The organism is Arthrobacter woluwensis (assembly GCF_900105345.1).
Classification (GTDB): domain Bacteria; phylum Actinomycetota; class Actinomycetes; order Actinomycetales; family Micrococcaceae; genus Arthrobacter_E; species Arthrobacter_E woluwensis.
On the sequence record NZ_FNSN01000002.1, the window covers coordinates 57,903 to 82,744 of the forward strand.

Genomic DNA, 24,842 nt, shown 5'->3' on the forward strand with positions numbered 1-24,842 from the left:
TGCCCGAGCCATAACGAAATCCTTCTAGTTGACATAACGATGGTGTGCGCGGACCAATGTCAAGTCCGCGCACACCGTGCGTGAGGTGAGACGCCGGAAAGCTCCCGGGGGTGAAGGTCAGTGGTTGATGCCCCAGGCGTCATCCAGGGCCCGGTCGGCCTGCGTGTACGTCTGGGTCTGTGCCTGAGACTGGACCTGCGCGGAGCTCACACCGGTTTCCTGCTCAGCGCCCGGACCGCTCTGCTTCGGGCTGACGCTGACCGTGCGGAAGTCCATGCTCGTGGCCGCCGTCTCGGCCCAGAGCCGGTTGTTCAGAGCGGCCTCCCCGTCCTTGGTCACGTAGGGGCGGGCTTCGTAGCGGCCAACGACAGTGAGCCGGTCACCGGTCTGCAGCTTCGAGGCCATGATGTTCTCCTGCAGGGCCTTGTTCCGCACCCCGATGTCGTAGTACTCGGTCGGGCTGCTCTTCCACTCGTTGGCTTCACGGTCGAAGAACCGGTCGCTGACAGCGAGCCGGAAGGTCACCATGGGGCCGTTCTTGGTGGTGATCTGCGCGGGTTCCTTGGTGAGGTTGCCGGTGACGGGGACGTTCCGGAACGCGTTCGTGGTGGACATAGGACTCACTCCTTACGGTGTGGAAGTTGATGCCCTGTGTTCCCTCATCGCCGGGAATCCTTGTGTGACAGACACGCAGGGGGTGGTGCGCCGGCCGCGCACCACCCCCGTCTCACTGCTCCGTTCAGGTTTCCTCAGCGGCTTCGCGTCGAGTCCAGCTCGTGCCGGAGTCGGTGGATTCCTCCAGATGCGGCGGACGGTCCTGATCGTGAGTGATCTCCACCAGTGCCCCGTCGGCGAGGGTGGTCGCGGCGATCCGTGCTGTGGTTGGGGACGGGGCCCACTCCTTCCTGCCGGCGACCGCAAAGTCCTCGACCACCGTGTCCTGATCCATTACTCGCCACCGCTTCAACTGCTCTTCTCGTTCAATGTGTTCGGTGGTGGTGCGGCGTCGGCGCCGCGCCTCCCACAACTGTTCGTCGTAAGCACGGCTGACCGGCTCGTCCGGAACGTGTTTGCCTTGCAGGCAGCTCGCCCTGGCCGCGGTGAATTCGGCCAGGCGGCTCTTCAGTAGGGGCAGGTGGTAGTGCCAGATCGTCATAGGGGCCAGCCCCGGGGCTGCTTCTTCCCAGACCTTGTACTCGCTGCACCGGGCGGCATAGAGTTCCGCGGTGATGTCGGCGTGTTCGAACCAGCACGCCGGCACCACGGAGGCAGGGATCCGGTACTCGGTGATCCACCAATCGACCCAGGCCCTCAAATCGGTCCAGGCATCCCCGACATCGCTGGTGTCGATGTCACGCCACCGCACCCCGAGGTGGTCAGGACCGGAGTTCGGGTCCATCCAATCCAGCGGCATCCCCTCCCCCGGGGCCTCCGCTGTCGCGTCCCACGAATCCGCCCCGACCCCGGTATCAGGAGCGGGGAAGTTGTCGCCCTCCCAGGCATCGGAGCTCTTATCGGTGCTGTCCACGGTTATTCCTTGCTGCTGAGATCTCGGTCATCGTGCTTTTCGTTGTGGCCCTGGTCCAGCCGCGGCATCCCCGGGCCTTCCCAATAAAGGTCGTCGCTTTGGGCTCCGCCGGAGGCACGAATCGCCGTGAGCCGGTCGACCAGGGCTTCCTCGAATGAGGCGAAGGGCCCACGGGGCAGGCCGATGGGCAGGGAACTGTGCTTCCATCCCTGTTCGTGATGATCTTCAATAGCCCCTAGTTCCCTGCCGTCGAGGTCCCAGATGAGCCAGAAACCGCCGGATTCGTCCGCGACCTGAACCTCGGCACGGAACACAGTGCCAGTGCCGCTTGAGTAGAGCTCACGAGGGGTGAAGGTTTTCATGGAAGGTACTTCCTCAGCTTGTCGCTTGGGGTTGGTGCAGATCGATGAGGTGGCTGAGCCTTTCCAGGAGGACCAGGGGTGCTCGGTTGGCCGCACCGAGGGTGGTGTCGTGGTGTGTTCTCATCCAGGCGTGGACGGCACGGTGGCAGGCCGGGCAGAGGCTGATCCCTTGGCCTTGTTCGGCTGAGCAGGAAAGCGTCGAACCGTGCACTGTGGTGGTGCTGTGGTGTTCGAGGTCCCGGTCGCGGGTTGAGCAGATCCAGCAGCAGGTGTCCTCGTGGGCGGTCAACGGGGTCTCCTTCGGGCAAGTTGTCGTTTCAGCACCAGTAACGCGGCTCTGCTCGCGCGGCCACGGTCCCAGCCGTAGTAGTCCCGGGTGTCCAGCAGCCGGTGTAGGTGCTCGTGATGTGCCCTGCATAGCGGGATCAAGTCCTGGTCCTTCTCGGCGGCTTTGAAGCTGCCATCTGGGTTGATCACGACTCCGGTGTAGTTCAGGTGATGCAGGTCCAGGGTGCCGTTCTCGGTGAGGGTGACAGCGCACACCATGCAGCAGGGCTCGATCCCTTTGCGCCGCAGGTCCCGGAAGTAGCGTTGCCGGCGCCAGGCCCATGCTTGACTGCGCAGATACGCCGCGTAGGGGGCCCGGGAGCGGCCGTGTTTGCGGCCCAGCGAAAGTGCCATCGTTTTTCACAGGACCCTGATCGGTGGTTCGGAAGGATCCTCTGCACGAAACACGGTGTCGTCGTTGGCGACGTCGGCTTCCATCTGAGCCAGGAGCTCTTCACTGATGGCCTTGATGCTGGCCCGGATCTGATCGGCATCGGGGCGTTCGGTCCACTTGGTCAGCCGCATCAGCACCGGGCGCCCGGTGCGGGCAAGCATCAGGCCGGTGCCGAAGGGGAGCCGGCGCAGGTCCGCGACGCTGAGCACGGCCTTATCGCGTTTCTGCACGGAACTGGTCATTGCCTCGACCCCATGGCTGTAACTGATTTCCCTGACGGAGCGCTCATCGGCCAGGCGGGAGATGTCATCGAGGTCAGAGACGTTCGCTCCACCGCCCAGCTGCAGTTTCACGGTGGAGGAATCGAAGACGGCTTGGGCCTCGTCTTGACCCCAGCCACCGCGGGCTTGGGCGAGGGACTGCAGCACGACCCAGAGGCTGATCCCCGTGCCGCCACCGTCGGCCATGAGGTTCACCAGCCCGGGCCAGGCGCGGGTGATATTGGCGATCTCGTCCAGGATCATGGTCATCGGCGGGTCCAGCCGGTTCCCGGGCATGCGGATCGCCATTTCACGGGCTGTCTCGGTCAGCTCATCCAGCAGAGCGGTGATGAACGGTCCCACCGCGGTCCCACCGGTCTTGGTGCCGATCAGGTACAGGGTCGCGCAGGAGGTGATGAACTCCCGGGGATTCAACTGCTCTTCGGGGCTGGCCGGGTTCAGCCAATGCCGCACTTCGGGGACGGCAAGTCCGCCCAGGGCGAGCTTGACCCCGAACCACTGGTTGGCCAACTGCTTCGCATCCCCCTCCAGGACCGCGCGCAAACCCATCCCCCACTCCTTGACCCCGGCCGGATGTTCTTCGAGGATTTTCACCGCCTCCATGGCCGAGCTGGGTGCGATACCCCAGCGGAACAGATCATCGGTGTTGCACTTTCCCAAGGCAGCCGCATGCAACAGTGCGCGTAGGTTCTCGACAGCGGCCTCGGCCCATTCCTGGTTGTTGCTGGACTGACCGAGCGCGGATCCACCGATCAGACCGCTTGCGCGGCGGGCCGCGATCAGGGGTTTTTCGCAGCCCAGGATCGGGGACCACTTCAAACTCGATTCCAGGCCGGTAAGCCCTTGCGGATCGAAAAGGATCACGGGCCCTTTCAGGGCGCGGAGCTGGTGGGTGGCGGCATAGTTATCAACCCTGGTGCTGGTAGTCACACAACTGCCGGGGGCGTCAATGATCGCACCGATCAAGAAGTGCACACCCTTACCGGACCGCGGAGCTCCCAGGAGCGTGATGGAGTCCTCACAGGTCACGTAGACCTCCTTGGATCCGACATGACCGATGAGGAACGCTGCGTCAGTGACCACCGCCGCTGAGAGGGTGGGACGCAGCGTAGGGATCTTCCGCAGGGTCGCCTTCGGACCGTACTTTTTCTCCACCTCGCGGGCCTGTGCGATCCCTCGGCGGGTGTATAGGTCTTTGAGGAACTTCTGGTCGGATTCCTGCCAGTTTCGCACCAGCTGGACGATCACCAGGGCGAGAGTGACCTCCGCGACGATGATCACCACGGCCAGAACCATGGCCAGGGACGGTGAGGCGGTGCAGCCAGTGGCGCTGACGCCGAAACCGCTGGTGTCCCCCAGGTGGGCTGGAGTGATGACTTTCAGTGGTGCGAGAGCATCTGGTGGGGTCAGCCATTGGCCGCAGCTGATCCATCCGGCCAAGGCGCCCGGGGCGTAGACGAGGGAGAACAGGAAGAACACCACGCCCAGGGCGATCAACATGAATTGGGTTTCACGGTCAAGGACACGCATCAGGCAGCCTCTACTTCCATGCCGGCGAGCATCTTCGCATCGGTGTCAAAGACGGGGACGTCCGTGGCGGTGCGGTCGTTGCGGACCAGCAGCGACCGGGTGCCGACTTTCCACAGTCCGACGCCTTTGCGGTTTTTCTTCACCAAAGCCACCTCTGCCGTGGTCAGGCCCAGTTCTTTGGCCGTGGTGGCCAGGTTGGCGTTTTCCTGCCGGTAGATCACCTTGATTTCTGTGTCGCCCAGCAGGGAGCGGGCCATGGCGGCCATGGCAGATCCGGCGTCGCCGGCGATGTCGAGATCTCCGAGCTTGTGGAAGATCAGGATGTTGAAGATGTTGTAGTCGCGGGCCAGTTTCCAGGCCTCGAGCATGCGCGTCAGGGAGGCCTCATCCGAGATCGAGTCCCAGCCCTCTTCGTAGACGCAGACCCGCTGGCCGGAATCGGCGTTGTGGATCATGGACTCGGCCCAGGACCCGGTGGCCGCGTAGGCGATCTTCCGGGCCTCGGGGCTGACCCCGGTCAGGGCGCGGGTGTTGATCGTCAGGATGGGCAGGTCGGCATCGAAACTGACGGTGGAGGGCCCGTCGAACATGCCGGACAGGTCGCCTTCACTCATGCGGGCGAAGTTGTGCGCCAGCAGCTCGGCACCCTCACGGGTCATTACCGACAGGCCCTTGTCGGCGGCCATGGCCCGCAACCGGACGGTGACGTCCGGGATGATCGGGGTGCTGCCCTCGCCGGCGGCGGCCACCACATCGTCCAAGGCCTTGGACAGGGCGGTGTGTTCGGCGTCCTTGATCTTCCGGCCGAGAAGGATGAACCCCATGGCCTGCAGCAGGTTCAGCCGGCGGGCACGGACCATGGCAGACCAGAGGGCATCAGTCATGGGTTGGCCGTCTGGGTCAGTGGACGGGCGAAGACCAGCGTCCAGCGGGTTGATGCGGGCCTTCAAGCCGGGGCCGACGTGAATGGTGGCCCCGCCCAAGTAAGCGGCTACCGAATCCCATTCGCCCTTCCGGTCGGCCAGGACGAGTGCTTTGCGGCCGTGCTGCACCAGACGGGTCACCACGGACTTCGCGCATGTGGACTTTCCCGTGCCGACGGTTCCCATGATGATCATCGACATTCCGGTGATGACCTTGCGGGCGTAGAGCTCCCATGGGTCGAAGGTGAAGGCTCCGCCGCCGCCCGTGTCTCGGCCGATGTACCCGCCGCGGGAGCCGAGGGCGCCGCCGGCCAGGAACACCAGGGCGGTGGCGACGGAGAAGCTGGTCTCGTAAAAGGGCCGCTGTGCGAGTTTGAAGTTCGAGGCCATGGCGTAGGGCCGCTGAGCGCCCCGCCACCGTGGTGCCGGGTACCCGGACTCAGGGTCGTAGGTCACCCTGCCGCCATCATCGCGGTGTTGCCGCAAGATCTCCCGGCGGGCCCGGCGGTTGTTCCCCAGGTCCAGCAGTTGCAGATCCTGGCGCCGGCCCCCTTCCCCGGTGGCCAGGTCGTTCAGGCGCTGCCCGAGCCGGGTACGCATGAAAGTAGTCAGGAGTTTCATCAGAGCAGTCCTCGTCCGAGAGGGAAGGCCGAGGCCACCAGGGCTTCAGCCTGCTGGTTGTACAAGGTGCGCAGGTCCAGCCGGGCGCTGGTCGCGGCGGCGTTCATCTTGTGAGCGAATCCCTCCACCTCGTCCAGGCTTTCCCCGGAAACGGTGATGTACCCGCCCACTGCCAGAGGTGCGTAACCTTCGTCGAGCTGCATTTCCCGGAATTCAAGGTCTTCGCTCTCCCGGGATTGGCTGAGGGTGATGCGTCGGCCCAGCTTTGTCTGCAGCTCGTGGCTGGATTCCAGATCGTTCAGTCCTTCACCGATCCGCTTGGATGCTTTGCGCTGAGACTCGGGGCTGGCCACCAGGGTGACGGTGTGGCGGAAGTCGCCGGCGAAGATGACCTTTCCCAGGAAACCCATCTTGGCGCGTCGTTTGGGCCATTCGGAGATCCACCAGGTGCGGTGGAATCCGGTGTCGGTGCGCACGTGGTCCCAGCCGGGGCGCATGGCCATGGGGGCGGCTGCTTCCGGGGCGACACCGGCATGATCTCCGACGCGCTCGGAGATGGCCACTGCGGCGGCCGGGTCCACTGCGGTGCGGATGATTGCGCTGAGCTGGCGCAGATTCATCCACTCCTCCAGCGCGAACCCTGAGGTTTCCGAGGCGACTTTCAACGAGTCGAGGTGGTCCATCACGACGCGCATGAACCCCTGCAGGCCTCCGCCTTTGGCCCGGATGGGCCGGTCCAGGGCGTTTCGTTCCCACACGAACACGATCCACTCTTCATGGGCTTCGATGCCTTTTCCGGAGTGGATGAGGTCTTCGTAGGCCTTGTGCGCGAAGGGGTTCAACGCGGCACCTGCCAGGCGCTCCACGGAGGTAATCTTGCCTCCTGAACGCCGCACCCGCCCGGCGGGGGCGGCAGCGACCCGGCTGCGGTAGTAGTCCCGGATGGTCGCGGCCGACACCACTGAGGTCTGGTCTGTGGATTGGACGGTGTGGATCCCCGTGATCCTGGACAGAGTGGTCAGCAAGGACGCGAATTCGGTGGTCCGGATCATCTTGCCTTCTTCGGCTTCCATATCGAAGGCGTTCTCCGTGCTCACCTTCGCGGCGATGATCCCGAGCTTGTTCACCGGGTCGTAGATGAACGCCTCACCCCCGGGCAGCTCGTAGGGCAGCAGCTCCACAAGCTCCCCGGGAAGGTTCATCCGGGTGGGCTTGCCCAGGTGCAGTTTCCCGTTTCCTTCCTGTCGGCACCGGTAGGCCGGAATCTCGTCCTCTTCCCCGGGAAGGTCGTGGATCATCTCCACCGCGGCCGCCCGGTGCTCGTGGTGCCGTGCGCTGCGCTTGAAGACGGAACGGATCAGCATCCAGGACCATTGCAGCAGCGATTTGGACTGGATGCGGACGCAGATGACCGGTCCACAGATCACTACGACGATGGCGATCGGGACGATCGAGCCGGGGAAGCCGAGAGCCTGAAAGAGGATCATGATCAGCGGGATGAGCGCGGCAAGGGCGATCAGCTGGTGTTTTTCAAGGCCCAGGACAATGCCACGGCGCTCTTCCCGGCTGAACCGGGCGTCCTTGGTGATGTCGAGCTCTTCATCGTGCAACAGGTCCACGAGGATGTTCCTTTACGAGAGGGAAGGTAGGTGTGTGGTGGTCAGCGCAGGCCGCGGCCGACTCTGCCGAGTGTTCGCGTGGTCGACCTGAACCCTGAGGAGCCGAAACGGCTGGCTTGCCGACCGGCGCTGCGGCCCAGGTTTTCGGCCCCTCCGATCAGTCCGTCGCCGTGGCCGCCGAGGAAGAAGCTGGCGAATTTCACACTCAACACCGGCATGAGGGCGGCAATGAGAATGGCGACGCATCCGGCCGCGAACTGCCACATGCTGGTGGCGGCGGTGCTGATCAGGAAGGCCATTTTCAACACCAATGCGGCAAGGATCTTTGAGAGCATCAGCGCCCCTGAGACTTTCCCGAACCCTGCCCCGATGGCCTTAGCCCCATCCAAGGGCTGGGTCATGACGGCGATCGGCAGCATAGAGGCCAGGATCATCAATGCCAGGAGACGGAAGACCAGGAACGCGGCCAGGGCGAAGGTCAACACCCACACCAGGACTGCGAGCCCGACGGGCAGGATGACTGCTCCCGGGTTTCCGGTGTCTTTGGCCATGGCCCATTGCTGGTAGTTCTCATCGAGCACTGCCTGGTGGGTGTTCGGATCCCAGGAGATCCCGAACAGGCCCATCAGAGCGTTATAGGCGTCGGATTCGCCCTTGGCTGACCCCAGGTGGAGGACTCCCATGGCGAGGTTGTCGCACAAGGTGATCAGGACGTAGAAGAAGCCTGCGGCGACGTAGGTCCCGGGAACGGCGAAAATGGCCATGACACCGGCACGGATCATCCCCTTGGTGGACTGCCGGTAGGCCGAGAGCATGACCTGTACGGCGGCCAGTGCCACCGCCACGGGCGCCATGATCTCCACCAGTGCCGGGAGCATTCCCGGGTAGTGCGTGGTGGTGACATTGCCCCCGACATGGGTGTTGATGGTTCCGCCCACGACCGAGACCCACCAGGAGGGACTCATATCGGTGCTGGAGAACGAGGCCTGGATGTTCTCCCAGGCTCCGCTGGCGAAGGCCTTGATACCGCCGCCGAGGAAGTTCTGCAGGTCCCCGGCCCAGTCGGCCTTGACGATGACAGGCATGGCCGGCGCCCTCAGGCCAGTTTCAGCCCGGTCGACCAGGCGATCAACGCACTGGCCGAACCGAGCACGGCACCGGTGAACAGGGCGATGATCAGGACCTTGTACCCGACTGAGCTGGCCTGCTGCATCTGGCCGAGCTTCCCCGTCAGGGCCAGCACGGCGCCGACGATGACGCAGCCGACGACGATGACGATGCCGGTGACCAGGCCCATGCCGATCACATCACGCAAGGTCGGCATCCACGGGGCCTTGTCGTTGGCGGTCACGCCGGGATCGATCTTCTCGATGGGCAGTTTCGCCAGGGCGGAGGTGAGCGAAGGGAATGTCATGTCAGGGGTTCCTTTACTTCTTGCAGGAGGTGGCGGGGTCGATGGTGATGTTCTCGGGCCGGGTGACAGCCCCGGCCGTTTTCAGGGTCGTGAGCTGGATGCTGGAGCACGGATCGGGAGTGTGGTTGCCGGAGGTGCAGTCAGGACCGGTCGGGGTCCACTGGACCTTCATCCATCCGTCGGTGATGTACTGCTCTGCCTTGGACCCGAGGATGGTGCGCAGGGTGGCGTCATCGGCGGGGGTGCCGTATTTCAGATCGACGGTGTTGGTGCACGTGGATTTCGCCGGCGCTTTGGTGATGTCGACAGAGGGCTGGCGGGCGGCCGGCGGCATCAAGGAGTCCTGACCGAGCGTGGAACCGTAGCCCACCAGAGCGTTCAAGCTGCCCAGCACGGCTCCGGCGATGATGGCGCTGACCGCCACCGTCATCCCGTTGCGCTGCGCCTTCGACAATTCCGTGGTGCGAGAGATACTCCACAGCACGATGGCCAGGGCGATCCCGCCAACAACCAGGACCACACAGCCGGCCAGGATCTGCCCGGAGAACTGCCGCAAAGGGGCCAGCAGATCATCCCCGAACACCTTCGCCGGGATCGCCACAGCCCCAATGGTGGGTGTGGCGATCAGGGGGTTCACAACGAACATCAGCAACTCCTACTCCCCGGCCTCTGATGGCCGAGCTGGCAAGAGTTCCCCGCCCCCGACAGGGGTGTCTGTGACATACGGCAGAGCGTGGCCCCCGGGCAGGTGTTCGAAACTGAACACCTGTCTGGGACGGTCACCGTGTCGGCCCGGGAACGAGAACAGGGGCCCACCTATGTGGTGGGCCCCTGTGTGGTGGGGACGTATCGCGTACCTGGTGCGCGATATGGACGTGGTTCTGGAACTAGTGGCCGTTCAGCGGTGGCTGGAGCTCAGAGGCGAGCCAGGTTGGGTTGGCAGCGGTGCGATGCAAGCGCACTTTCCAGGTGCCGGCATCGGTGGGGACGTTCACCCACACCCAGTAAGGGTTCTGCTCCCATCCGGTGGCCAGTTTCCCCCAGTCCGTCACCTTGTGGGAGGGCAACTTCATCAGTTCGGCGCGGCTCCACACCGCGTAGGCCTCGCTCGTGAGGTATTCCTTGGCGTTGGCGATTCGCTCTGCGCTGCTTTTGCCCTGCACCAGCGCGAAGACCGCCCACGTGGCGTTATCTGCGGCCTGTTTTTTGGCCTTGGCATCCCACGTCAGGACTTGGACCTTCTCAGAGCCCATGTTCGGTTGCGGCGGTGCGGTATGGACCTGACCGGCAGGGTACGGGGCCTTCGTCGTTGGAGAGGCCGTCGCGGACGGGGCGTTTTTGGTCGGCGTCGACGTCGACGCCGCAGGTGCGCCGGTGGTGGGGGTTTCGTCGGCTTGTGCCGGCCCTGTCGTGGAGCCACAGGCCCCCAGGAACAGGGCCCCCGTCAGGACGGGCACGAGCAGGGCCAGGTGGCGGGATTTACGCGGCACGATCGTAGTCCTTCTGTGAGCCGGGGATGTAAAGGTACTTGGTGGGGTCAGTGACCTTTCTGACCTGAGTGTAGTAATGGTGGTCATCGGGAAGGGTGTTGTATCCCTCTTCGATGAAGGTCCCGTCTTTGCGGATCTCTTTGACGATGGCCACATGCCCGTACCCTCCGCCACCGATGGCCGGGGACCCTGCAGCGTAGAACACGACAGCGCCGACAACAGGCTTATCGCCTGTCGGCCAGCCCTTGGCGATCCATCCATCCAGCCAGGTCAGGGCGCTGCCGAGACGTTGCCCGTCTCCGCGGAAAGTGCTGTTGAGGTACTTCAGATCCTTCGGTCCCTTGGAGCCGAGTTGCTGGTTGACCCGCCACATGGCGAAGTCCACGCACTCCCGGTTGTAGAACCCTTGAACGGACTCCGCGCCGGGCGGGCATTCGCCATTGATGGGGCAGAACGGGGTGTTGGCCCACGGGTAGTCGTCCTTGCCGGTAACCTCACCGGCTGCCACCATCTCGCACTTCTGGGGCGCGTCAGTGGTCGCATCCTTGGCCCCATACTCCTTGGCCAGCTCCCGGATCCGTGAGACGTACTGCATCGTCTCCCCGAACGGTGGAACGCCACGGAACAGCGACACGTTGCCCCATCCAGCGTTGTACCCGGCAAAGGCCAGATCCAAAGGCTCCCCGGTGAAGCCGCTCTTCTTGGCCTGGGAGAGCAAATTGCCCATGAACCGGCCCTGTGCCGCGATCGCGGCGTGCGGGTCCGTGGGCGAGCCCTTCCCCCAGGTGGCCCAGGTGCCTGGCATGAACTGCGCGATGCCGACGGCCCCGGCAGGGGAGACGATCGTGGGATTCCACCCGGACTCCTGCTGGATCTGTGCCGCCAACCAGGGCACCGGGATCCCGGAGACCTTGGACGCCTTCCGCAGGTCATCGGCGTATTGCTTCGGGATGGTGCCGCTGACTGGTGCGGCCCCGGCAACAGGGACCGAGCAATCATCAAAGGCGGCCTGGGGAGGTGCGGCGCCGAGCACGCCCATGAACACCGCACTCATGAACAGCACGAGAGCCACGGCACCTGCCGCGGCGACGGTGAAGAGCTTTCCCATCTTCATCGGCGCTGACGCCTCCCCCACCACGCTGCGGCCGCGCCGAGACCGACGACCACCAGGAACACCGCGAACGAATACGCGACAGAACCGTGCAGCACAGCGGTCCACACCACCAGCATGACCACCACCAGCAGCAGGGTCAGAGCCGCTGAGATCCCACGGTGGGCCTTCATCCACCGCACCAGCGACGAATCGTCCTCCCCCGTGCTCTCGGCGTCCCTCGGCATCGACTCCTCGTACAGGCGCAGCAGCGCCTCGCGGCGGCGTTGCTTCAGATCCTCCTTACGTGCTCGTCGCACGTACTTCTGAGCCTGTCGGAGAGTCATCCCCTCGTGCATGAGCTCCAGCACCGGATCCTCCGGTACTTCCTCTGGAATCGAGTCCGACATCAGAGACCAGCTTTCCCGCGCAAGGCGGACAGGTAATCGACGAAGAACTTCAGCACAGCCTCACCGATCCAACAAACCACCCGAACTCCGTCGTCCCACAAACGTTCGAGGACCTCCGGGTACCGGGAGCCCACGAGGAGAACGACCAGGACCCCAAAAGCCCAGGCCGCGGCCAACACCCATCCCGCCCCTGCAGGGTGTAGATCGTTAGCGGCCGTGGAGTTGGCCCGGCCGATGGGGTCTTTCGGTTCTTCATGCATGGAGGGGTGTCCCTTCCTCGTGGAGGAGCCATTTCCAGATGAAATAGCCGCCGGCCGCGATAGCGGCCGCCATCACCGCGAGCCCGACCGGCACCACAGCCGCTGCATCGTTCGTCAGCCTCGCTCCCAGCAGGAAGAGCAGGAAAAGAGCAATCATCGTCGCGGCGCGGCCCAGGCCGCGCTGGGTCTCTCGTCGGAGCGTTTCAGGGTCGATGCTTTCAAGGCTGGTCAGGGCTTGGGAGATTCGTTCCTCAGGGATTGGCTGCGGGATCCCGTGCAGATCGGTGATCCACAGAGGGGCCGCGGGTGAGTGAGCCATGATGTCTCCTGTTCTCTGACTTCTCAGCGGGCGTTCTGGCCGGTCGGTTCGGGGTGTATGTCAGTGCCTGCCCAGAGCTGTTCTTCGGGGAGGCTGAGGATCGTGTTGGCGACTTTGAGCAGGTGGGCCGCTTCGGCCAGGTACTGGCGTGCAGTGTTGATGGAGTACCCGGTGACCGCACTCAATGTGGTTGGGGTGACTTGTGCGAAGCCGCCCTCGCGGACGGCGGCTTTGGTGATCGTTGCCGACCAGGAACCGTCTGCCCCGTCGTGGGGCAAACAGCCGTACAGGTCTTGCATCGTCGGGGCGCTCGTGCAGCCTTCCCTGTGCCGGCGTCGACGAGTGGCCAACGCCTGGACGACGACGGCGCCACAGCGTGAGACTTCGCGCCTGGAGTCCCTCAATGCCCCTTCACTGATGCCCAGTGCTATCGCGGCTGTCCGGATGTTCTGGTGCGAGAGCAGCGCTACCGTCCGGGTCCAGGACTCCGGGTTCGCAACGAACTTCGCGACTAGGGCGATGACCTCCCGGGCGTGGGCTGCCCCGTCAACGCGAGAGGCGACGTCGCCGGCGAAATCCTGCTCGCTGACCGACAGATCCGTGTCAGCCCCGACGGCAGCGGCGCGGAGCTTGGCATCCAGACGGCCACGGGAGACTGCTTTGTCGCACTGGTCTTTCGCCCGCCGCTGAGCAATGCGGGTCACCCAGGCACGGAGACTGCCCTTCATCGGGTCGTATGATCCCAAGGACTTCAGCACTGACAGGCCGGTTTCAGCGACGACATCATCGAGCTCGTCGACCAGGCCGTACTTCCCTAGCTCGTAGCGCACGATCCGCCTCGTTGAATCGTCCAGCACGAGTTCCGCGGCTTGCTGCTGCAGTGTGCTCATCGCCCGCTCACACCTGAAGTTGCGGCGGGGTCCTCGGCGAAGAGCTCCGGTCGGGACTTCTTCAGCTCATCCAGCCGCCGACGCCCGGTCCGGGCAGAAACACCCAAGAACTTGGCGGCGCCGGCACCGGTAGGAATGCGCCCGGCTTCTTCTTCCATCAAGACCCACGTCGCCAGATCCAGGGGCTTCTTCCGGGAACCGCCCACCACTTCCAGACTGGCCCGTGTCGGTTCGGCGGTCTCCTGCTGAGGCGGCTGAACCTCCTCTGCGGGGACGGTGGATGTCTCCTTCAGTTCCTGAAAGATGGGGTCCTCCCCCACCCTGGGATCCTCCGCGGAGGCAGGGCTCTCCGAAGAGGGTCCCTCCTCGGGGTGTGGTTCGGTCACGAGAGAGGCTTCGATCTGGCGTGCTGGGGTGGCGACAGGCTGTACTTCCTGCAGGACAGTCTCATGCTCGTCCGCGGCGGGATGGGCGTGTCGGATGATCAGGCGGCCGAGTTCTTCGGTTGCCGCGAACACGGCGACGGGGGCCATGGCGGCCACGCCGGCGCCCACGATGGCCTGGAGAAGGTTCTCGTGAGTCACGGAGAGGGCATGAGCTGCGTTGGCGATGACCGAGAGGACGGTGAATCCCGACAACGCGACCCAGGACGGCCACGTCGCCTCTCCCCGGTGTCGGTGAATGAGCACCGAGAGGGTGTAGGCCAAGATCGCCACGTCCACAAACACCGGAACGGCCCACCGAAGCCAGGACGGAAGACCCGCCCAGGTCGCTACTTCATGCAGGCCAGCAAAAGACACCATGAAGCTCGCCACAGCAAGGAATGCCACCAACGCCACGGTGAACCACAGCGTCCGGGGAGAGTCAGGATTGATCCTGTCACCGGGCATGGATTTCATCGAGCACCTCCCCCAGGATCGTGATCGCGTCCTGCACGTTGTTGGCCATCTCCAAGACACTGTCGTTCTCGGGCTCCGGGCTCAAGGCGCGCAGGAGGTGTCCGAGAGCGAGAATCCCTCGAGAGGATGCGATACCGAGCTGCAGGACGTCCTCAGCTTCTTCGTCAGTACCGGGGAGCAGCTGGGGGCCGTTCATGACCTCATGGGCCAGACTGATCACCAGCGGCAAGGGAGCCTTCGAAGAAGCCGTGAGCTTCCTGACCGCCGCCAACCGGTCTTTGCCCGGCGGAACTGCGGGGGCGGAAACATCCAGCAGGCCGATGCCCATCTGCGCCGGAAGAACATCTCCCATCTCGACGTCCTGAACCGCAGCCGTATTGTGCGCGGTAGCCGCCGCCGGGTAATTCTTGCCATCAACCCCCAGGACTTCGGCCCCGGCAACTTCAGGAACACTCGAGGAGGCGATCGCCGCATGGACCGTGCCGACACCTAGACCCGTCACGGCACCAATCGCCCTGACGCTCAGTCCGGCACTCCGCAGCGAATCGATGACCTGTTGACGCTCTTCCCTCGGCGGCTGCATTGGCAGACTCCCGAACTCGCGGGTGCAGTACTCGTCCCAGGACCCGTACCCCAACACCGACCAGGCCTGAGACCGGTAGGCGTCTTTCACGAGCTCCCACAGGCCTTCCAGCCCCAAGCGAATCCGGTTCGTCAGCTCCCGGGCCTGGACAGCATCCACCTGCTGCTCCCGGAAGGGAGTCTGCGCGACTGCCACCACATGAGCTTCCACCGTGTTTTCCTCCTCCTCCTTGCTTGGTGATCAATGACCGGGATTTGCAACACCTGCGGGCTTAGGGGCAGGAGTAGACGGTCAGGGTGCCGGAGCGTCCATTGACCTGGCCGTCGAGGGCGAAGGTGCCGGCGATCTTCATCCCGGCCCGCTGGTACCCGACCACCCCGGGGTGGATCACGTACCCTTCTGCGCCGTCCAGGGTGCTGCCCCAGGCCGAGGCGACCTGGACGCACCCGCCCGTGAAGGGCACGAATCCAGGAGCTCCCAGCCCCATCCGGGCCGCATTGATCGAAGAGAGCGTCTGCGGCGGGTAATGGTTCTCCTGAACCGGCGGCTGCGGCGCCGGAACGGGCGCCGGCGCCGGGGCAGGCTTAGGCGCCGCGGGCTTGGGAGCGGGCGCCGCGGGCGCCGGTGCCGGAACCCAGCCGCCACCGTTGGAACCACTGGTACCGGAGCCTCCGCTACTGCCCTGGGCCGGTGCGCCGGCCTGCGGGATCTGCCCCTCAGCGGTTCCGGTGTCAGGCTGCGACTGCGACGTCGCCGACCCGGCGGCCGGGGCCTGGGCCGCGGATGCCGTGCTCTTCGGGGCGGGCTTGGCCTTCGCTTTGGCCGCGACCGGCTTCTTCGTCGCGGTGGGCTTCGGGGACGGTGACGCCGTCGTGGTCGACGGCGTGGCCACCGGGGCCTGCGATGTCGCCACCGCGGCCGGTTCGGCCGTGGGCTGGTTGGTGGCCACGAGGATCCCGGCGATCGCCCCTGCGATCACCACGGCGGGGATACCGAATGTCACGATCCTCTTGGCGCGGCGGCTGGGCTGCGGTTCCGTTTCTGGGGTTTCTGCCTGGTGCTCCATGGTGAACCTTCCTCCAAAGGTGTTGAGTGAGTGAATCTGTTAGGCCGGGACGGCGGTGATGACGGTGTTGTCCCGGTAGTTCAGGGACCCGTCCGGCAGGGTGATGACCGGTCCCCCGCAGGTGGCCAGGGCCAGGGTGCGGGGGCCGGTGGTGATGAACAGCCCAGTGGGGAGCTTGGTCTTGGTGTAGGTGGCGAGGCTTGTCACCCGCCACGAGCGCAAAGCTCCGTCGGCGTCGACCGTGAACACGGCCGCGCCGGGAGCGACGCCGGAGATCTCCGATATCGGGGCCAGGGACCCGTCGGCGTGGTCGACGTGCCCGGCCAAGAACGTGGTCCCCTGCATGGCGGTCAACGGGGAGGTGCTCTTCAGCCAGGCGATCTCCGGGGCTTCCGGGATCACCATGCGCCCCGCGCCCGGGCCGGTGGTGCCGGTCGGCATGAACGGCAGCTCCAAGCCCAGCGACGGGATGCTCACTGTGTTCTTCCCGGGCTTGTTCGCCGGGGCCTTGATCGGCGTCAACGCCGCGCCGGCCGCAACCGTGAACGGTGCCGCCGGTTCGGGGCGGGCCGCCTCTGCAGGGGCCGTGGCCGTCAGGTACGAGTACGCGCCGACGACGGTGCCGACGAGGCCGCCCCCAAGCAGCAGGAGACCGAGAACGCTACGCCGCGACGTCGTTGTCGAGCGGTTCAGGTGCCGGGGAGCGTGCCCGTTACTCATGCTCAGCCCCCAGCTCGGGGACCACATTCAGTCGCCCTGCAATGAGGGCGAGGGCTGACCCGACGAGCTGCAGGACGGCGCCGGCCAGGACCATGCTGAGCAGATAGATGGCGTCGGTGAAGCCCAAGAAGAGGCCTGCGAGACTAACGATGCCGGCGATGACGCTGAAGGTCATTGAAACAATGCAGACAGCCTGGTGAACGCTGGGTGTGACAGTCAATTGCTTTCCTCCTGGTGTGCGGAGCTTGTTAGTCGAGTTCCCACTGGGGTTGTGAATCATCGAAGCGCCAGGCATCCGCAAAGCCGTGTGCGGTGAAGATCGCCTCGACCTCCCGGGCGATCCGAGCGTCTGTGAGCTGCTGGTTGGTGGTGAGACCGAAAGAGGACACAGCGACTTCGATTCGGGCATCGGCAGAGACGAACAGGAACACATCCAGCCAAGGAGCCAGACCTTCACGGGTGCCCCAGTCCCACAGTTGCGTGTACATCGCAGCGTGCTCGGGCTTCCCCCAGACCAATCCCTCCGGGTGCTCCGAGACTAGGGCCGGCCAGTTGATCGGGTCCCAGTACCGGGCGAACTGCGGCCACCCAGCCTCCACACCCCGGATCGGGAACCCTCGAACCGCGGCCAGGAACCAGCCCGGCAAGGGGCTGGACTCGGGCAGAAAGTACGGGCCGTTGTGGAAACCTGTCACGTCCTCCCACAGCCGCTCGGCCAGTCTCAGAGCCGGTACGCTGAACGCCTCAACATAATCCGTGGACTGGTACAGGTACCCCGTCTGCCTCAGCCGGGCAAGCTCAATACTTGTTGCTTCAGTCATGAGGTCCCTCCTTTTTCTGTGGTGGTCATCTGTTGTGATCGGTGGTTTAAGGACGCTTCTATGTCTGTCAACTGGGGATTGGTGTCGCATGGAGGGTGTTCAGTAGGTTCGGGTGCGGAGCGCCTGGAGTGTGGTGCGTGATCTGCCTGGCGTCCGCACCCGGTGTTGGGGGGTGGGGAGTCGTTGAAGGGGGTGAAGGAACGCGGGGAGAGTGTTGGTCGAGGGGGCCTCCCCGCGCTCCTTCATGAGCCGATCAGCAGGGAGGACTACTTATCGGCCGTCTTGCGGCGGCGTGCCATGATCAGCACGCCGGTGAGGGCAGCCAGCACGCCCGCGCCGATACCGGCGGCCGGGCCTGCGAGGTTGCTGGTCGGTTCGGCCTGGGCGTGGCCGGTGGGGACCTCGGGCTGCGTCACGACGCTGGCCGGGACCACGGGCTTGGGCGCGTTCGGCAGGACCGGCTTCTCCGGGGTGACGGGCTTGTTCGGGGCGAAACCGATCACGATCTCGTCCTTCTCACCGCACTTACCGGTGTGGAGGATGCTCTCGGTGGCCTTGCCGTCCTTGTCGGTCACGGTGACCTTCAAGGTCTCGACATAGCCGTAGGTGCCCTCGTGCTTGATCTCGTGGCTCGGGTACGTGATGTTCCCGGGACCGGTGACCTTCTGCCATTGGGAGGTGTAGGACGGGTTCAGGCACACGGCCTGAGCGGAACCGTCCGTGGAGTTGTCGAACTTGAACTGATCGACCTTGGTCTCCACGACCACGCCCTCACCCGAAGGCACGGTGCCGGAGAGGACGCCGGTGTCGTGGGCGGTGACCGGCACGGTGCCGTTCTCGGAGGCCTTGGTGACGATCGTGGGCTTGGTCAGCTTCACGGTCTCGTTGGGCAGCTGGTGCTTGCCCGTCCAGCCGGTGGTGGTGGCTGTGGGGGCCACGGTCTCCTGCCAGTAGAGGCAGCCCTCGCCCTTGTTCTCTTCCCAGACCTTGATCACCAGATCCCACGGGACCGAAAGTCCCGGGGTGGTCCAGGTGCCGTTGCCCTTGACGTCGGTCTTGACGGTGCCGACGAGCTGCGCGTCCGCCGGGGCCTTGTCGGTACCGGCAGCGTCAGCCTTGCACTGGGCCGTCAGGTACAGGTTTGAGACCACGGTCAGGGTCTGGCCCTGGTAGTTGCCGGACACGCTCACGGAGTCGGTGACGACGCCGTTCTTGATGTCCGCGGCCTTGGTGACGACCTGCGGGGTGAACTTCTGCAGGGTCTCTTCGCCGTCGGCGTTGAAGGGTGCCTTCCAGTCCCCGATGAAGAACTCCTGCTGATCGGCAGGCTGGTTCTTCTTCGTGAAGGACGCGACCGGGTAGTACCAGCCGGCCTTGTCGGACTTCTTGTCCGCGGTGACGGTGATGTCGCCGGCCTTGGTAGCAGTGCCCTGACCCTTCGCGAACGGGGTCGCACCGGCCGGGACGGTAGCGATGTTCTTCTGCTCCACCTTCGTGGGCGAGTAGTACCAGGTCACGTCGAACTTCGCAGTCACTCCGGGGATCCAGGGGCTCCCGGCGGCGGCCGAGACGTGCAGGACGTCAGTCAGGGTCTCCCCTGCCTTGACCTCGACCACGGCGGTGGAGGTCGCCTGCGGCTGGAAGGACACGGTGGCCTGGACGTCGGCCGAGACTCCCCGGACCTTCGTCACGCCCGGGGAGGCGAGCTGCTTCTGCTTGCCCGGCTGGGAGTAGGTCTCCAACCAGCCGGCCACGAGGTTCTGAGTTTCCTCAGTCACCACGACCGGGCCGGTCTGGGTGGCGTGCCACGCCGGGGAAGACCCCGCCGCGCCCGTCCAGACATTCTTCCCGGTCGAGTCGAACACCGCACCACCGGAGAGGGTGAGGGTCACCTGCGCGGCGACCGTGCCGGTGGCCGAGTTGACCTGGGTGTTCTCCACGGTGCCGGACTTCGCATCCGAGAGCACCAGCTGGGGCTTGACGTTGTACTTGCCCGTGTGACCGGCCGAGGCCGCCCACATCTGATCCGCCAGCGCCTTCGTCGCAGCACCCTCAGGGGTCTGGGCGAGGTAGGTCAGGATCGGGTCCTGGTTGCCCTCGTAGTAGATGTGGCTGGCATACGCCTTAGCCGCATCGTTCTCCGACGTCGAGGCATAGTTCGCGAAGATCCAGGCCATACGGGCCGCGCCCTGCGAACTGTCCTGGCCCCTGCTCCAGGTACCCGAGGCATCGAACGGCACCCCGAACTCACCGCAGAACGTCCGGACGTTGTTCAACCAGTAGGAGCCCAGCACGACGTTCGTGACCGAGGCCCCTCCCCCACTGCCGTTGTAAATCTGGCCCGTCGCTGCATTCTGATCACCATTCGGCAGCGACGCGCCCGGGGCCGGGTTGTTGTAGCTGGACACCGCGGCATTCGCCGCCGGCGCCACCCCCACCAATGCGACACCCGAGAGGACCGCCGCAGCGGCCACCCCCGACATCACACGCCGTGCCCCCAAACGAGGCTTGCTTTGGACTTTCAAGGCTTCTCCTTGGTCGAGCGTTCGGACTCCAGTCGGAGTCTTCATGGGCTGCGAGGCAGCTCCACCGCGTACCCTACCTATATCTAGACGCATAATCAATAAACAGATGTGCGTAGATTGTCTATGTACCCGTCCAGGAAGAGTATGCCGTGTCTGCTAAGTTCTCAGATGTGCCAAAGATCGTCCCCCCTAGTCATGACTCGTGGTCAGCCGAAGCTGAGACCGCGATGGCGCTGCTGTCCACGGGCTTGAGAGTCAGTGTCATGGCTTATCTGAACTCTGCTGAAGGACGCGAGGGTGTCACGAAGGCGATGATCGCGGACGCGACTGGAGTCTCGATGGGGACGATCAACGCGACGCTGATCGAAGCAGAAAAACGCGGTCTGCTGACGGTGAAGGTCGATCGGGTCCCCAGTCAGGGAGGCGTCAATCGGTACTACCTTGACCATGAAAAATATGAATCCGCCGTCCAGGCATGGCTAGATTTCGCGCTAGGCAAGGGATTCACCGACGAGAATTTCCGTCGATAAAGCAACAAAGAGGGGCGGACAGCAACTGCTGTCCGCCCCTCTTTCATGCTCTCAGGCATCTGGTCGCAGGTGAGCCATGATGAATTGCTCTCCTGGGCCAACGTTCGTCAGACGGATCCAGCGGAACCGGAATGGTTTCCAGTCTCCGTTGTCCCCCAACATGAATGCTGGGTCGAGGACGCCTTCCGCGCCGACCTTAGATCCCGCCTGGAGCTCCTGGAAAGACTCAGGTGCCATAACGTCCGCCAGAGACGGCGTCGTTGGACGTTTTAACCCGAAAGTGGCCCAGTTGTCGATAGGGAAGTACAGGTCCCACGTCTTGCTGTCGATTCGGATGAAGAGGCTGTCCTCCGCGGCCAGGCTGGCCGCTCTCTGATAGAGGTCCCCTGTGAGAGTGTCGGTGACGGGCCGGATGATCGGAGTTCCCTTGCGAGCTTCCCGAGCGATCCCCCGTAGCCAGAAGAACGATGACTCATCCGGATCATCAGCTGTCCATCCGGAGAATTCCAGCTGCTTCTCCCGAGACCGGCCACCGCCTGGAAAGATGTAGTACTTGACCAGGAACCTGGTGTCTCGAATGTCCATCCCATCGCGAATCGCACCTTCAAAAACATCTCGGCCTCTCGGCGAAATACTCTGGTTCATCCACTGAGCGATGCTCCCCACCGGCTGGGCGTTCTCATACAAAGCGAACATCCCGGCATCCCACGATTGTTCAAGGAGCCGCTTGGTGTCAGTCTCGACCTTCCACTCAACAACCCCTACTTCCGGGCGGGGTGGTAGTGGCGCGGAAGGATCGGTGATGATACCCATGATCCCCACCGTCGTTCCGGAGATCGGGGCAAGGATTGGATCCACCTTGACGCGGACAGTACCTCCTTCCCATGTGGAAGTCGTATCCAACGGCTCTCGGTTCTCACGGACCTTCTTGGCGGCCTTGATCAGGAGAGCGGCCCCCACCTTGTCCAAGCTGCTTCTGAGGGATTCGCCCCCAAAGTACTGGTCACCGATACTGAGAAGGCCCAGTGGGCTATCGGGAACGCCGTCAGCCACTATCCACTTTCCATGCGTGGCGTGGTACTGCCGGTTGCTTCCCGATTCAGTAGCCATAACCACCGCCTCCTGAGACAGGAACGGAGGCCCCGGAGAGGTACGTAAACTGTGAGACTCCGAAAACAACGTCTGCGATCTCCGCTGGAGTCGCTGGGCGCCCGATAGGGGTGTCTTTGAGCAGAGCTGCTTTCTGTTCATCGTTCAAGGCGTCGTACATCGCCGTATCCGTCGGACCCGGGGCGACGGCATTGGCCCTGATCTTGCGCCCGATCCACTCCTTCGAGAAGGAGCGGACGAAGCCCTCAAGCCCAGCCTTCGCGGCCGTGTAGTTCGTCTGACCAGGCACACCGAAGCGTGCGCTCATGCTCGTCACGAACGTCAGCGAACCGCCCTTCTGCTTCAACATGGGCCTGAGCATCGCCTGCGCAAAGAGCATAGGCGCCACCAGATTTGTCTCAAGTACTGCCCGAATGTCCTCCTCTCTCATTCGGAGCAGGAGGTTATCGCGGGTGATACCCGCGTTGAAGACTGCATGGGAGATTGCGCCTCCCAACAGTTCGGTTGCAGTTTCTACAACCTTTTTGATTGATTCACCATCCGCAGTTCCCTCCGGACTCAGGAGATCTGTCGTGATGGCCAGGGCTCCGTCGGGCACCTCTCCCGACCTCGTCGTCGCTGCGACGGTGAACCCTTCTGACAGGAACTTCTCAGTAATCGCCGCGCCGATTCCTCTGCTGGCCCCCACAACCAGAACCGTTCGGCCGACTTGACTACTCACTGTTTCCCCAATCTGTTACTCTGGCGGCGCTTGTTCTGCCGCTTGAATCCAAGCGGTGGTTCCAGTCCGACCCGCGATGGCGGTCGGGCTGTCCGCTCTTGACCCAAGAGTAAACGACATGACTGAAGTACACGGAACGACCAAGCTCTACACCAAAGACGCAGCAGGGCTCCTACGACATCTCGCCACAACCTGCCCCCACACTGAAGACGAGCTCCGACAAGACATCGAAGCCACCGGTGAAGACGGGCTCAAAGCGGCATTCAACACCTTGCTAGCCGCGGGGATCATCGCAGTCGGCGCCGGCGGCTACCTCGTCATCAACCCGCACCCCCTGCTCAGCCTGGCCGGACTGGGAGCGTAGCCGGATGCCCGAAAATACGAGCCCATCCGTCACCACCGTCCTCCCCGGGTTCGACGTAGTGGAGGGCACCGCGTCGAACTGGGTCATCGTGAGAAATCCCGACTCTCCGGACTGGCTACTCATCGACGGCGGATACCCAGGTGACGCGGACACTGTAAAGAGCAGCCTGGCTCAGCTCGGCTGCGCTCCCGAGCACTGCAAGGGCATTCTGGTCACACACGGGCACGTCGACCACATCGGGGGCATCTCCTGGCTCGCGAACGAGTTCGACGTGCCCGTGTGGTGCCACGAAGAGGAAGTATCCAACCTGCGAGGGCCAAAACGAGAGCAGGTGACCCTCGGAGAGGTACTCCTTCGAATTGCCCGCCCACGCGTGCTCAGGTGGCTCCGCAACATTGTGAAACACGGCGCTCTGGGCGACATCTCCCTCGAGCCGACAGACACCTTCGTTGACTCCGAGGTCCTGGCGCTGCCGCGATCACCGCAAGCAATCCACGTTCCCGGCCACACCTCCGGCTCAGCCGCCTACCTCTTCGTCACCGACAACGGGAAGATCCTGGTCTCCGGAGACGCGCTCGTCACCGACCATGAGCTCCTACCCCGCACAGGGCTCGCTAGGACCCTGCCGAAGTTCTTTGCGCACAACCATCGGCGAGCCAAAGAGAGCCTGAAACGCCTCAAAGACCTCAACGCCGACATCGTGATTCCGGGCCACGGGGGCGTGGTCTGGAACCGATGACGAACCTCTCCCCCGCGGCGTCGGAATCAGCGCCACGCCCCACTTCCCCAGAAACGGTGAACAGATGAGCTGGATCAAAAACGTAACCGCCCGGATCCGCCCGGCTACCCAAGGGTTACCCGCAGTCCCGGAACCACAGGCTTGGGCCAGCCCCGCGCAGATTCGCACGATGCGCGCGAAAGCTGCTGCCGCTGACCCTCACGAAGTAGCAGCCGATCATCCCGAGCTGTTCACAGCCTGGACAGCTGGGACCTTGCGTCCCTGGCGTTGCGCAGCGGCGCTCAATAAGGCCCGGGCGACCGGGGAATGGGTCTCAGAAGCCTGTGGCGCACATGGCCTCGAGGCCGGCTACTGGACAGCTGGGCGCCTCTACCCCACATGGGAGAACATCGTCCGGCTGGCGGCACTAACCGGCGTACCGCTCGCTAGTCTCATGGCGGACGACGACAGAGGCGTCAATTTCGTTGGGTGCGGTCAGGCGGCCTTCCTACGAGACATAGAAACCCGCTACCTCCCCCAACTCGTAACCGGAACTGTCGCGAATCACCCTGCGCCAATGAGCACGAGCGAGGCCGACTCGATCGTCCGAGATGCGTACCACGAGTTCATCTCACCGATTCTCCGGGCCCTTGATCGAGATGTCCCCAAGTCATGAGGGATCGATAGACCAATTGAGGTCGAAGTTAGGGTAGCGGGCGACACGCCGACGGACATGGCTGGTTTTAAACAAAACTCGGTGAAGGATGGACCTATGGCTGAGTTGAAGCGCACCGGACGGCCGAGGGCCGCTGCTGGCACCCGCGTACGCGACTTTCGCACTGTAGCTGTCCAGTTGCCCCCGGCGTACGAAGAAAAACTCGAGAAGATCGCAGAGATCACCGGCACCCGTGCTGGACGCTGGACAACCGACCGTGTCCTGGAGCTCCTTGATCTTATCGACCTGGAAGCTTTGGCCGCAGCCAACCCTCACCAAACCGCAGCTGTGCAACACACATCGAGAGGGGCGCTGCGAGTGGCCTCGTAATGACGAAGGCCCCGGCACGAATGCCGGGCCTATCGAAGTCTCCCGTTACCGATTCAAGTTTGGCGACTAAGCGGTAACGGTATCGAAACCCTCCTTGCGGGTGGGTCCCTTTGTAGTTCCCTCGACCAAGAAAGAAACTATGTCTAGTGTACCTACCGGTACCGACAGTGCAAGCACTGATATCGCAGTTGCGGCTACACCGTTACCAACTCCAGAGCAGCTGTGGGTTCTGGCTCCCCTGATTGCAGGTACTCCCAAGTACCGCGCCGGCTTCTGGCGGGG

Annotated in this window: 27 protein-coding genes; 3 read left to right on the plus strand and 24 right to left on the minus strand. The window is 64.0% G+C overall.

Annotated features, from left to right (window positions below):
* Positions 1-117: 117 nt before the first annotated feature.
* The 22 genes from BLV63_RS00520 to BLV63_RS00630 form a co-directional block, all read right to left on the minus strand.
* Entirely contained in the window at positions 118-615 is a 498-nt protein-coding gene (locus tag BLV63_RS00520) for a single-stranded DNA-binding protein (RefSeq protein ID WP_066217195.1), read from the minus strand.
* Positions 616-739: 124 nt separating this feature from the next.
* Entirely contained in the window at positions 740-1,528 is a 789-nt protein-coding gene (locus BLV63_RS00525; protein WP_066217193.1) for an ABC transporter permease, read from the minus strand.
* Positions 1,529-1,530: 2 nt separating this feature from the next.
* Positions 1,531-1,890, minus strand: coding sequence for a hypothetical protein (locus BLV63_RS00530; RefSeq protein WP_066217191.1), 360 nt, complete (start codon positions 1,888-1,890; stop codon positions 1,531-1,533).
* A 285-nt stretch (positions 1,891-2,175) separates the two neighbouring features.
* The gene (locus BLV63_RS00535) at positions 2,176-2,571 is read right to left on the minus strand and encodes a hypothetical protein (protein ID WP_066217189.1); all 396 of its coding nucleotides are present in this window, start codon (positions 2,569-2,571) and stop codon (positions 2,176-2,178) included.
* Positions 2,572-2,577: 6 nt separating this feature from the next.
* Entirely contained in the window at positions 2,578-4,392 is a 1,815-nt protein-coding gene (locus tag BLV63_RS00540) for a type IV secretory system conjugative DNA transfer family protein (RefSeq protein WP_169795539.1), read from the minus strand.
* A 29-nt stretch (positions 4,393-4,421) separates the two neighbouring features.
* Positions 4,422-5,966, minus strand: a complete 1,545-nt coding sequence (locus tag BLV63_RS00545; RefSeq protein WP_083369893.1) for a putative type IV secretion/conjugal transfer ATPase — start codon at positions 5,964-5,966, stop codon at positions 4,422-4,424.
* Positions 5,966-7,585, minus strand: a complete 1,620-nt coding sequence (locus tag BLV63_RS00550; protein WP_066217184.1) for an SCO6880 family protein — start codon at positions 7,583-7,585, stop codon at positions 5,966-5,968. Before BLV63_RS00550 ends, BLV63_RS00545 begins: the two co-directional genes overlap by 1 nt.
* A gap of 41 nt (positions 7,586-7,626) precedes the next feature.
* Complete coding sequence (locus BLV63_RS00555; RefSeq protein WP_066217182.1) at positions 7,627-8,670, minus strand: hypothetical protein; 1,044 nt, start codon at positions 8,668-8,670, stop codon at positions 7,627-7,629.
* An 11-nt stretch (positions 8,671-8,681) separates the two neighbouring features.
* A complete protein-coding gene (locus tag BLV63_RS00560) occupies positions 8,682-8,999 on the minus strand; it encodes a hypothetical protein (RefSeq protein ID WP_066217180.1) in 318 nt (105 codons plus the stop codon).
* Between the two features lie 13 nt (positions 9,000-9,012).
* Positions 9,013-9,645, minus strand: a complete 633-nt coding sequence (locus BLV63_RS00565) for a hypothetical protein (RefSeq protein ID WP_066217179.1) — start codon at positions 9,643-9,645, stop codon at positions 9,013-9,015.
* Between the two features lie 241 nt (positions 9,646-9,886).
* A complete protein-coding gene (locus BLV63_RS18215; RefSeq protein WP_139244598.1) occupies positions 9,887-10,489 on the minus strand; it encodes a hypothetical protein in 603 nt (200 codons plus the stop codon).
* A complete protein-coding gene (locus tag BLV63_RS18220; protein WP_082724314.1) occupies positions 10,479-11,603 on the minus strand; it encodes a CHAP domain-containing protein in 1,125 nt (374 codons plus the stop codon). Before BLV63_RS18220 ends, BLV63_RS18215 begins: the two co-directional genes overlap by 11 nt.
* Positions 11,600-11,989 carry a hypothetical protein gene (locus tag BLV63_RS00580; RefSeq protein WP_066217173.1) on the minus strand — a complete coding sequence of 130 codons (390 nt, stop codon included), beginning with the start codon at positions 11,987-11,989 and terminating at the stop codon, positions 11,600-11,602. Before BLV63_RS00580 ends, BLV63_RS18220 begins: the two co-directional genes overlap by 4 nt.
* A 252-nt stretch (positions 11,990-12,241) precedes the next feature.
* Complete coding sequence (locus BLV63_RS00590; RefSeq protein WP_066217170.1) at positions 12,242-12,568, minus strand: hypothetical protein; 327 nt, start codon at positions 12,566-12,568, stop codon at positions 12,242-12,244.
* Between the two features lie 23 nt (positions 12,569-12,591).
* Positions 12,592-13,458 (minus strand): RNA polymerase sigma factor, encoded by an 867-nt coding sequence (locus tag BLV63_RS00595; protein ID WP_066217168.1) that lies wholly within the window; start codon positions 13,456-13,458, stop codon positions 12,592-12,594.
* On the minus strand, positions 13,455-14,357 hold the full coding sequence (locus BLV63_RS00600) for a DUF2637 domain-containing protein (RefSeq protein WP_082724313.1): 903 nt from the start codon (positions 14,355-14,357) through the stop codon (positions 13,455-13,457). Before BLV63_RS00600 ends, BLV63_RS00595 begins: the two co-directional genes overlap by 4 nt.
* The gene (locus BLV63_RS00605) at positions 14,338-15,150 is read right to left on the minus strand and encodes a hypothetical protein (protein WP_074783873.1); all 813 of its coding nucleotides are present in this window, start codon (positions 15,148-15,150) and stop codon (positions 14,338-14,340) included. The genes BLV63_RS00600 and BLV63_RS00605 overlap by 20 nt, the downstream gene beginning before the upstream one ends.
* Positions 15,151-15,211: 61 nt before the next feature.
* Positions 15,212-16,006, minus strand: coding sequence for a hypothetical protein (locus BLV63_RS00610; RefSeq protein WP_066217163.1), 795 nt, complete (start codon positions 16,004-16,006; stop codon positions 15,212-15,214).
* 39 nt (positions 16,007-16,045) lie between these two features.
* Positions 16,046-16,726 (minus strand): class F sortase, encoded by a 681-nt coding sequence (locus BLV63_RS00615; RefSeq protein WP_066217161.1) that lies wholly within the window; start codon positions 16,724-16,726, stop codon positions 16,046-16,048.
* Positions 16,719-16,901: a hypothetical protein gene (locus tag BLV63_RS00620; RefSeq protein ID WP_139244585.1), complete on the minus strand. Its 183-nt coding sequence runs from the start codon at positions 16,899-16,901 to the stop codon at positions 16,719-16,721. The genes BLV63_RS00615 and BLV63_RS00620 overlap by 8 nt, the downstream gene beginning before the upstream one ends.
* Before the next feature lie 73 nt (positions 16,902-16,974).
* Positions 16,975-17,547 (minus strand): hypothetical protein, encoded by a 573-nt coding sequence (locus BLV63_RS00625; RefSeq protein WP_066217158.1) that lies wholly within the window; start codon positions 17,545-17,547, stop codon positions 16,975-16,977.
* A 266-nt stretch (positions 17,548-17,813) separates the two neighbouring features.
* On the minus strand, positions 17,814-20,072 hold the full coding sequence (locus tag BLV63_RS00630) for a hypothetical protein (protein WP_157412739.1): 2,259 nt from the start codon (positions 20,070-20,072) through the stop codon (positions 17,814-17,816).
* A 149-nt stretch (positions 20,073-20,221) separates the two neighbouring features.
* On the opposite strand from BLV63_RS00630, the gene BLV63_RS00635 reads away from it, so the two are divergent.
* Positions 20,222-20,602, plus strand: a complete 381-nt coding sequence (locus BLV63_RS00635) for a hypothetical protein (RefSeq protein WP_139244587.1) — start codon at positions 20,222-20,224, stop codon at positions 20,600-20,602.
* Positions 20,603-20,653: 51 nt separating this feature from the next.
* Here BLV63_RS00635 and BLV63_RS00640 read toward each other — a convergent pair whose 3' ends face one another.
* Positions 20,654-21,712, minus strand: coding sequence for a hypothetical protein (locus tag BLV63_RS00640; protein ID WP_139244588.1), 1,059 nt, complete (start codon positions 21,710-21,712; stop codon positions 20,654-20,656).
* Positions 21,702-22,433: an SDR family NAD(P)-dependent oxidoreductase gene (locus tag BLV63_RS00645; RefSeq protein ID WP_074783857.1), complete on the minus strand. Its 732-nt coding sequence runs from the start codon at positions 22,431-22,433 to the stop codon at positions 21,702-21,704. The genes BLV63_RS00640 and BLV63_RS00645 overlap by 11 nt, the downstream gene beginning before the upstream one ends.
* A gap of 118 nt (positions 22,434-22,551) precedes the next feature.
* Here BLV63_RS00645 and BLV63_RS00650 point away from each other — a divergent pair, with 118 nt between their 5' ends.
* On the plus strand, positions 22,552-22,797 hold the full coding sequence (locus BLV63_RS00650) for a hypothetical protein (protein WP_139244589.1): 246 nt from the start codon (positions 22,552-22,554) through the stop codon (positions 22,795-22,797).
* 4 nt (positions 22,798-22,801) lie between these two features.
* Complete coding sequence (locus BLV63_RS00655) at positions 22,802-23,536, plus strand: MBL fold metallo-hydrolase (protein ID WP_066217148.1); 735 nt, start codon at positions 22,802-22,804, stop codon at positions 23,534-23,536.
* Positions 23,537-24,842 lie beyond the last annotated feature (1,306 nt).

Coding starts and splice junctions, on each gene's coding strand:
- BLV63_RS00520 (WP_066217195.1), bottom strand. CDS start 615: ATGTCCACCACGAACGCGTTCCGGAACGTCCCCGTCACCGGCAACCTC.
- BLV63_RS00530 (WP_066217191.1), bottom strand. CDS start 1,890: ATGAAAACCTTCACCCCTCGTGAGCTCTACTCAAGCGGCACTGGCACT.
- BLV63_RS00535 (WP_066217189.1), bottom strand. CDS start 2,571: ATGGCACTTTCGCTGGGCCGCAAACACGGCCGCTCCCGGGCCCCCTAC.
- BLV63_RS00540 (WP_169795539.1), bottom strand. CDS start 4,392: ATGTTGATCGCCCTGGGCGTGGTGTTCTTCCTGTTCTCCCTCGTCTAC.
- BLV63_RS00545 (WP_083369893.1), bottom strand. CDS start 5,966: ATGAAACTCCTGACTACTTTCATGCGTACCCGGCTCGGGCAGCGCCTG.
- BLV63_RS00555 (WP_066217182.1), bottom strand. CDS start 8,670: ATGCCTGTCATCGTCAAGGCCGACTGGGCCGGGGACCTGCAGAACTTC.
- BLV63_RS00560 (WP_066217180.1), bottom strand. CDS start 8,999: ATGACATTCCCTTCGCTCACCTCCGCCCTGGCGAAACTGCCCATCGAG.
- BLV63_RS00565 (WP_066217179.1), bottom strand. CDS start 9,645: ATGTTCGTTGTGAACCCCCTGATCGCCACACCCACCATTGGGGCTGTG.
- BLV63_RS18220 (WP_082724314.1), bottom strand. CDS start 11,603: ATGAAGATGGGAAAGCTCTTCACCGTCGCCGCGGCAGGTGCCGTGGCT.
- BLV63_RS00580 (WP_066217173.1), bottom strand. CDS start 11,989: ATGTCGGACTCGATTCCAGAGGAAGTACCGGAGGATCCGGTGCTGGAG.
- BLV63_RS00590 (WP_066217170.1), bottom strand. CDS start 12,568: ATGGCTCACTCACCCGCGGCCCCTCTGTGGATCACCGATCTGCACGGG.
- BLV63_RS00595 (WP_066217168.1), bottom strand. CDS start 13,458: ATGAGCACACTGCAGCAGCAAGCCGCGGAACTCGTGCTGGACGATTCA.
- BLV63_RS00600 (WP_082724313.1), bottom strand. CDS start 14,357: ATGAAATCCATGCCCGGTGACAGGATCAATCCTGACTCTCCCCGGACG.
- BLV63_RS00610 (WP_066217163.1), bottom strand. CDS start 16,006: ATGGAGCACCAGGCAGAAACCCCAGAAACGGAACCGCAGCCCAGCCGC.
- BLV63_RS00615 (WP_066217161.1), bottom strand. CDS start 16,726: ATGAGTAACGGGCACGCTCCCCGGCACCTGAACCGCTCGACAACGACG.
- BLV63_RS00620 (WP_139244585.1), bottom strand. CDS start 16,901: ATGACCTTCAGCGTCATCGCCGGCATCGTTAGTCTCGCAGGCCTCTTC.
- BLV63_RS00625 (WP_066217158.1), bottom strand. CDS start 17,547: ATGACTGAAGCAACAAGTATTGAGCTTGCCCGGCTGAGGCAGACGGGG.
- BLV63_RS00640 (WP_139244588.1), bottom strand. CDS start 21,712: ATGGCTACTGAATCGGGAAGCAACCGGCAGTACCACGCCACGCATGGA.
- BLV63_RS00650 (WP_139244589.1), top strand. CDS start 22,552: ATGACTGAAGTACACGGAACGACCAAGCTCTACACCAAAGACGCAGCA.
- BLV63_RS00655 (WP_066217148.1), top strand. CDS start 22,802: ATGCCCGAAAATACGAGCCCATCCGTCACCACCGTCCTCCCCGGGTTC.